Origin of the sequence: uncultured Eudoraea sp., from assembly GCF_947260015.1 — a bacterium.
In the GTDB taxonomy this organism is placed as follows: domain Bacteria; phylum Bacteroidota; class Bacteroidia; order Flavobacteriales; family Flavobacteriaceae; genus Eudoraea.
In genome coordinates, this window is sequence record NZ_CAMYOM010000061.1 from 1 (window position 1) to 8,062 (window position 8,062).

Annotated in this window: 8 protein-coding genes and 2 pseudogenes; all 10 read right to left on the reverse strand. The window is 35.6% G+C overall.

Annotated features, from left to right (window positions below; all coding sequences use genetic code 11):
* Window positions 1-609: carbonic anhydrase family protein (locus Q0X66_RS15095; protein WP_297707825.1), on the reverse strand; the 609-nt coding region annotated here is incomplete at its 3' end.
* Between the two features lie 28 nt (window positions 610-637).
* The gene (locus tag Q0X66_RS15100; RefSeq protein ID WP_297707811.1) at window positions 638-991 is read right to left on the reverse strand and encodes a hypothetical protein; all 354 of its coding nucleotides are present in this window, start codon (window positions 989-991) and stop codon (window positions 638-640) included.
* A complete protein-coding gene (locus tag Q0X66_RS15105; protein ID WP_297707813.1) occupies window positions 940-1,461 on the reverse strand; it encodes a hypothetical protein in 522 nt (173 codons plus the stop codon). The genes Q0X66_RS15100 and Q0X66_RS15105 overlap by 52 nt, the downstream gene beginning before the upstream one ends.
* A gap of 10 nt (window positions 1,462-1,471) precedes the next feature.
* Window positions 1,472-3,052 (reverse strand): SulP family inorganic anion transporter, encoded by a 1,581-nt coding sequence (locus Q0X66_RS15110; protein WP_297707815.1) that lies wholly within the window; start codon window positions 3,050-3,052, stop codon window positions 1,472-1,474.
* A 64-nt stretch (window positions 3,053-3,116) separates the two neighbouring features.
* Window positions 3,117-3,428, reverse strand: coding sequence for a hypothetical protein (locus tag Q0X66_RS15115; RefSeq protein WP_297707817.1), 312 nt, complete (start codon window positions 3,426-3,428; stop codon window positions 3,117-3,119).
* A 60-nt stretch (window positions 3,429-3,488) separates the two neighbouring features.
* Window positions 3,489-4,247, reverse strand: a complete 759-nt coding sequence (locus tag Q0X66_RS15120) for a tetratricopeptide repeat protein (protein WP_297707819.1) — start codon at window positions 4,245-4,247, stop codon at window positions 3,489-3,491.
* Between the two features lie 2 nt (window positions 4,248-4,249).
* Complete coding sequence (locus Q0X66_RS15125) at window positions 4,250-5,971, reverse strand: BatD family protein (RefSeq protein WP_297707821.1); 1,722 nt, start codon at window positions 5,969-5,971, stop codon at window positions 4,250-4,252.
* A 65-nt stretch (window positions 5,972-6,036) separates the two neighbouring features.
* Window positions 6,037-6,888: a tetratricopeptide repeat protein gene (locus Q0X66_RS15130; RefSeq protein ID WP_297707823.1), complete on the reverse strand. Its 852-nt coding sequence runs from the start codon at window positions 6,886-6,888 to the stop codon at window positions 6,037-6,039.
* Between the two features lies 1 nt (window position 6,889).
* A pseudogene (locus tag Q0X66_RS15135) lies at window positions 6,890-7,901 on the reverse strand (VWA domain-containing protein).
* Between the two features lie 3 nt (window positions 7,902-7,904).
* Window positions 7,905-8,062 (reverse strand): annotated as a pseudogene (locus Q0X66_RS15140) (aerotolerance regulator BatA); the annotation flags it as partial.

The following is an 8,062-nucleotide window of genomic DNA, read 5'->3' on the forward strand; positions in this document are numbered from 1 at the left end:
TCCGTTGTTGATATCATACATCGCTCCAACTATTTTTATTTCACCATTGTCCTCCATTTCCTTTAATACGGGACTCATATTTCGAGTGTTTTCAATGGTCATATGAACATTTTTGACGGCAACGTCGTTTACGAAATCTATGTTTTTAGAATTTCTTTGTCCAGCATCCGATGGCTGGGAAACCGCATTAACTGCCGGCATTATTTTGTCTAACAAAATCGTAAGATTACCTAATTTGGCACCATCACAGGCACCTTTTACTGCTCCACAAGCCGTATGGCCAAGAATAACCAATACTTTTGTGCCCGCTAACTTGCAGGCGAATTCGATACTTCCCAGTAGGTCTTCATTTACAATATTACCTGCGACTCGCGCGCTAAAAATATCGCCGACACCTTGGTCAAAAATAAGCTCTGCCGAAACTCTTGAATCAATACAGCTCAAGACCGTTGCAAAAGGGTATTGACCTGAAGCCGTATCATTTACTTGATCTAATAAATCACGATTAGCCATATTGCTGGCAACGAAGCGTTGATTACCCTCTTTTAATAGTTCTATGGCTTTATTCGGTGTAATTGCTGCTTGTGTATTTTTTGTATGTGCTTTCATCATATTATTTTTCTGGTTTACTATTGAGCTACTTCAAATTATATCGCTCTTCACCGGTCAACAATAAAGTTACATTAAGTTTATCAATGATTTTATTAATGTCCGACTTTAATGTATTTATTTTTTTACCGTTTCGCCTTTTAAATCTATCGACATACAAAACATCGATTTTATTTTTGACTAAATAAGTGGAAATACCTCTTATTGCTCCATCACCCTGTTCAAAAACATATTCAATGGTTTTTCTGTTTGAAGGTTTATTTGAGCCTTCTGAAACATCTGAATTTTGTGCAATCTTAAAAGATATTAAAGGTTGATGCGAATATTCTATCAAGTCTTCTGCAAAATCCAGATTGAAATCTGCCCCCAAATTATTAAACATACCCCTAGGACTATTTCTTTATTTGGCTCAATTACACTATTATTATTTGCAATCAAGATTACTCCTTTGAATTTGTTTAAAACGAAAGGAATAATGCTATCACCTACGAATTTTAGCACTTTTTCTCTCCTTTTACCTAAGACAATTATATCAGGTTTTTTTGTATCAATATATTGACCAATTTCACCTTTGATATTACCAATTGAAAAAGAAGAATCAATTCGGATGTCGTACTGTTCTGATATGGGGGCAATTAAATTTTTCATTTTCTTGCGAAATGAGTTATGCCCACTGTTAATAGATCTCATGGCGGATAATTGATTTTCACTATGCACAATTTCAGAAGCCTTTTCAACACTAAAAACTTCAATTTCACCATCGATAATTTTTGCGAGTCCAATCGCACTTTTAAGGGTTGCACCTGCGTCTCTCTCCAGGTCTGTTAGTACAGTTATTTTATATTTTCTCATGATATAGGATTTATGCTGATTTCGGCCTTAATCTAAAAAACTCCAAAAAACTATTTGGATTTTCGACAACACCTCTTTCAGAGATTAAATGAATGTCAATATTTCTTTCTTTTGCTTTAAATGCAAAGTCATCCAAGATTTCAATGATATCATTATCAAGGTATCTTGTTTTTCGAACGTCTAGTTCTAAAAATGTTTCTCTCGGTAGGCTATCCAACTCCTTCAAAATGGCACCCTTGTTAAAGAAAGTAACTTCCTCTGCAAGCGTTATTTTGATTCTATGTTTGCCATTGCTTATATCCTCGATATGAAGAAAATGAGAATTTTGATAGCTCTTGATTAAAATTACCACAATTCCCACAGCAAGTCCAAGGCCAATGCCTATAAGCAAGTCGGTAAATATAATTCCTAAAACAGTAACCGTAAACGGAATGAACTGCTTCCAACCTAAGTCATACATCTTTTTGAATAGGGCAGGTTTAGCAAGCTTATAACCAACAATGAATAAAATGGCTGCCAGAACTGAGAGAGGTATCATGTTCAACAGTCTGGGGATGAGAATAACAGAGATTAAAAGAAAGAAACCATGAATGATTGCAGACATTTTTGTTCTTCCTCCTGACTGGATATTTGCAGAACTCCTTACTATTACCTGGGTAATTGGCAAGCCTCCGATAAGCCCTGAAATAATATTCCCGGTACCTTGTGCAAGTAATTCCCTATTGGTAGGGGTTACATTCTTGTGCGGATCCAATTTGTCTGTAGCCTCCACACACAATAGTGTTTCTAAACTTGCTACCAGGGCAAGTGTAAATGCCGTGATCCATATTTCGGGTCGAACTATAACCTGAAAATTAGGAAAACTAAACTGACCCATAAATGAATCCAGCGTATCAGGAATAGGTACGCTTACCAGATGATCAGCAGTGATACTCCATATGGCACTATCTTTTGTTAAATTATAATATAGAATCCCGACGAATACTGCTACTAAGGGCCCTTGAATTAATTGAAAAATTTTAGCCTTTTTGGTAAGAAAATTATCCCAAAGGACTAATATTCCAAGGGAAAGAAAAGCTACCATTGTAGCTCCCGGGCTTATAAAATTCAGAGCATTAAATATCTCCGAGAAGGTATTTTCTCCATCTACCTGAAAAAACGCAAAATCACCTTCCGGGTCTGCATCGTATCCAAAAAAGTGAGGGATTTGTTTTAGAATTATAATGATTCCAATACCAGTAAGCATTCCTTTAATAACAGAAGATGGAAAATAATAGCCGATAATACCGGCCTTAAGGACACCGAATATGATTTGAATGGCACCACCCAATACGACAGCCACTAAAAAGTTTTCATAACCTCCTAATGCGCCAATTGCAGTCAAAACTATTGCTGCTAATCCGGCAGCGGGGCCGCTCACACCTATCTGTGATCCGCTAAGAGCGCCTACGATAATGCCTCCTACAATACCTGCTATTAATCCTGAAAATAAGGGTGCACCGCTGGCTAGTGCAATTCCCAGACACAATGGAAGTGCAACAAAAAATACAACAATACTGGCGGGTATGTCGTTTTTCAAATATCTTAACATAATAAAAAATATATTGCCTTTAATAAATAATTAAAGGTTGATTAGAAATAAATTTGTAAAGAGATTATGCTTGTTTGGCTAAAAATTCCGGTGGAGGTAATGGAATTTCGATTGCATGGGAAGAAATAATTATCTCAAGTTGATCTGAAAGAAATGTTCTTTCCAGCGGAGAGATATGCATTTGTGTTAGCCAATATTCAAGTAATGTTTTTTCTTCGCTGTCGTCTTTCTTACCCTCTTCTTGTTGTTTCTCTTCATTTAAGTTTACAGAAATAAAAATTCCATCCTCATTATTTACCAATGAAACAATAGATGGTGCAAATACCGCAAACAACCATATAGATATAAGTGAAGCTAAAATGGCAGATTTTATCATTCTGAATTTGGTTAAAATGCAAATATAGATGGAACTACGGTTATATTTGTTAAAGAAAAATTAAAAATCTTTCAACAATTTAATTTCATTTGAAGGCACCCAACCTGTTTTCCCATCTTTCAGTTCTATTTTTTTCCAATCATCTAGCTCATCCAATACATATACTTTAGTTCCTTCATGTAAAAGGAAGGCCTGTGAACTTCTATTATTTGGTTCAGATTTTACTATTAGCTCTTCAGAAAAAACGATGGCTGGCATGTCTGCTTCAAAATCCTGGAATTGAACCAATGCCAATACGATACAAAAAACCGCAATAAAGAAAGAAACAATACTAGTGATAAAAGCTATTCGCTTGTGGGTGGAGTATCTAAAGTAATAAAATAATATATAGGCCAGAACGAACAGGAATACAAAAAAAACAGCTGTATAGGACCACTGATCAAAGGAGAGCAATCCCGTGATGTTTTTATACAACTTCGTTAGACTTGTCTCTGGTAGTGGCTGAAAAGCATCTAAGGTCATGTTTTGAGCATAGGCCAGATTATTTTTGATTTCCCTATCGTTAGGTTTAAGTAATAAAGCCTTTTCATAATAGTAAATGCTGGGCGCTATCTGGTTTAATTTGTAGTAGCAATTGCCTATATTATAGTAAACAGCTGCCGAGTGCTCACCGTTCTCTATTATTTTAAAGTAGTTCTCAGAGGCTTTTACATAATCACCTTCATTGTAATACGTTGTTGCCCTGTTAAAAAGAGCATCGTTTTGTGCAATAGCTGTGAATGAAAACAAAATCAACAATAAGACGATTAAATTCTTCATGGCTAAAGTTTTTTGTCTATTGATGAAATTGTTTCACTGGCTTTGTTGTAATCCTGCTGCATTTGAACATCGGAAAAAGGGCTATATCTGGCCATTTCACAATTTTTGAGCAGATCTACAAAAGCGTGAATAGCTGTCTCATCTATTTCTTTTTTAGATAATAGAGAAGCTATTTTATCCTTGCTAAACTCAGAGGTCTCTATTTTTAGCTTTGCTTTCAGATAGTTGTGCAAAGCTTTTTCAAGTGCAATATAAAATGCATCCTTGTTACCTAATGCTTTTTTGGCCTCAGAGAGATATTTCCTTGCCAGTTTATTAGCTTTTTTTATTTTATTGCCGGCTATATCACTAGCTATGGCTTCCCGTCTTTTTCCAAACAACACCGCAATTGGGATGAGCAAAAAGGGTGAAAACAACCAAAAATAAAACCTTGTAGAACCAAAAAAATAATTTGTGCCAATTACGGTTAAATTGGGCTTAAGTTTAATAAAATTAAATTGATCATTTGAGCCAATAACCGCCTGCTTATTTACTGAGGAAGGGCCACTTGCTATTGCCCCTGATCCTAGTGGGCCTTCCATCACATTGATCATAATTTCATCTGAAGTCACTGATTTGTAACTCTCTAATTCCGGATCAAAATAACTGAATGAAATACCAGGGATAGGATATTTACCTCTGAATGAAGGTACTATTGTATAATTATTGCTCACCTTACCGTTCATACCTGATAAGGTGGTTCTCACCTCTTCATTAAATTCGGGCTCATAAACTTCTAAAGCTCCGGGAAGCGAAGGTTCAGGTAACTGAAAAAGTTTTAAGTTGCCATTCCCTTTTACAGTAATTGTAGCTTGTAACGACTCTGAAGCATTTAATGTTGTTTTGCTTGTCGAAACAGAAAAATCAAAACTACCAACTGCACCACTAAAATCTGCGGGTTTGCCTTCAGATGGTAAGGGTTTTACATTTATCACACGCTTTCCGGCAGACACGGTTTTATTTGTTTGAGTATATATTCTGCCACCAAAAAAATCACGTTTTTTGGAAGGTACTTCCAATGTTACATCTAAAGAAAGTGGCTCAATGGTCAATTGACCATTCTTTTGAGGATAGAGCACGACTCTTTTAAGAACTACATAACGATAAGCCTTACCTTCATAGGTGCCATTTTGAACATCGTATCGGGTAAAAGGCATATCCTGGCTCCAGAAATTATTGTATTTAGGATTGTCCAGCGGCCGAAAGTTTGAAACATTAATTGAAGGACTTACGTATAATTTGTAAACAACACTGATAGCCTCATTGAGATAAGGCGAAGTTTTAGAAACTTCTGCTACTAAATGTAAATTATCATCTGCAATATCATCTATAGACATCTGATCATTTGGTTTATCTACTGCAGCAGTAACCTCTACACTTTTTGATAATGATTTGTATATCTTTCCGTCTATGGTAATGGTTGCCTGCCTAATAGCAAATTTACCCTGGGCGGTAGGTGCAAGGGTATAAGAATACGTTTTGGAATAGCTTCTGACACCGTTTATCCATGAAGAGCTAATAGATTGAGAGGGCCCCATGAGTACTCTAAAACCTTGAAAATCAGGAGGAGTAAAATTATCTCCATCTTTGTTCATGGCAAAATCTACCCGCAAACGCTCATTTATTCCCAACTTACTTTTACTGAGTTTTACTTCAAAAGTAATGGCTTCTTTGTCTTGCGCCATTATCTGATTAGAAACCAGAAATAGAAAAGAAATACAAATTATATAATATTTAGGTTTATTAAATATCACCAATCTTTCTCATTTTTTGTTTTGACACCTTTAACTTTCTTGGCATCCATTTTTTCCTTAACTTTTTTCTCTTCGTTTTGCATTGCCTCAAGCAAATTCTTTATTTGTTGTTGAGACAATTGGTTTGGTCTGGGTTGTTTCTGCTGTTGTTGATCTCCCTGTTCTGGCTGCTTTTTTTCTTCTTTTTTTTCATCTCCATCCCCTTTTTTATTTTCTTCTTTTTCCTGCTCACCTTTATCTCCTTCATTACTCTCTTTGTCCTTTTCTTCGTTTTTGGGATCGCCTTTGTTCTCGTCTTTATTATCTCCCTGGTCTTGTTTATCCTGGTTTTTGTCTTTTTTCTCTTCCTGATCCTTATTCTCCTTATTATCGTCTTTATTCTGATTATTCTTATCTTTTTTTAGAAGTTCTTTAGCCAGTGCCAGATTATAACGGGTTTCTTCGTCGGAAGGATCATTACGCAACGCTTCCTTATAAGCTTCGACTGCTTTGGCGTATTCTTTGTTCTTCATAAATACATTGCCCATATTATGAAATGCTTTATGCTTAACAGGTTTTTCCGATGTCAATTCTCCTGCCTGCTTGAATCGGCCAAAAGCCTCTGAAAAACTCTCTTCATTATAGTAAGCATTTCCTAAATTATATGGGGCCGCCGTATTCTCATTACTTTTGGAGATGGCTCTTCTATAATTCACTTCCGCATCAATAAAATCGTTATCAGCTAATTCCAAATTTGCTTCAAAGGTTATATCTGTTGAAGCTTTAAGCGCTTTTGCTTTTTCTTTCAAATCGTCCTGCGGAAAAACTGCAGTGCTTATTAAAAATGCAAATAAAACAATCTTTTTCATTTTAGTGAATTTCCTTCTCATTAAACAAATTCATTTTTTTAAGCCATTGGGTTTTTCGGTCTAGCAGAAAAACCTCCAAAAATAGAAACAAAAGTCCAATGCCCAGAAACCATTGAAATTGGTCTTTATATTCGGCAAATTGTTTGGCTTCAAATTCTTTTTTGTCCATTTGATTTAATTGCTCTTTGATGAAGTCCACAGCATCTTCTGTATTTGATCCGTTTACGTATTCCCCATTACCCTCGTCGGAAATTTCCTCTAAGATATCTTCATTTAGTTTAGTGATAACCACTTCACCCTGTGAATCTTTTTTTAAACTTTCTACTATACCATTTCTTTTGATAGGAATTGGGCTGCCTTTAGTCTTTCCAACACCAATGGTAAATATTCTTATTCCTTCTCCAACGGCCAATTCAACAGCGTCTAAGGTTGAACCCTCGGAATGATCCTCGCCATCTGAAACAATGAACAAAACCCTGTTCGTTTGCTCCTCATCATCAAAAGGTTCCTTGTGATGAAAGCATATCTGTATTCATGCTTTGAAGGAACATTTTGGCCGCACCGTAATCTGTGGTTATTGGCAACTGAGGAAAAGCCTGACCGGCGTATGCTATTATACCTATTCGATCACTTGCCAATTGATTAATAATTTCAGAAACCAGGCGTTTAGATTTTTCTAGTCTGTTTGGAGCAATATCCTCAGCTAACATACTTTTTGAAACATCAATAGCAAAGACGATATCAACTCCTTCTCGTTTTACTGTTTCCAATTTCGTTCCAATTTTTGGGTTTACCAGACCCAAAACCAAAAATGAAAGCCCTACTATCAGGAAAATTAATTTTAATACGGATTTGAAATTAGATTTGTTTGGGGATAGTCTTTTCAATAGGTCAGAAGTTGCAAATTTCTTTTGAGTCCTTTTTTTCCAAATTTGAAGCAATACATAAATAACGACCATTACCGGAATAATGGACAAAAGATAGAAATATATTTTCTCGTCTAACTGGATCATATTTTATATAAAACTTCTGAAGAGCGTATTTCTCAGGAACCATTCAACAATAAGTAATGCCCCTGCCAATAGAATCCATGGTCTGAATTTCTCCTCATATTTATAATACTTAAATTCTTCTATTTCTGTTTTCTCCAATTTATTTATTTCATCATAAATCG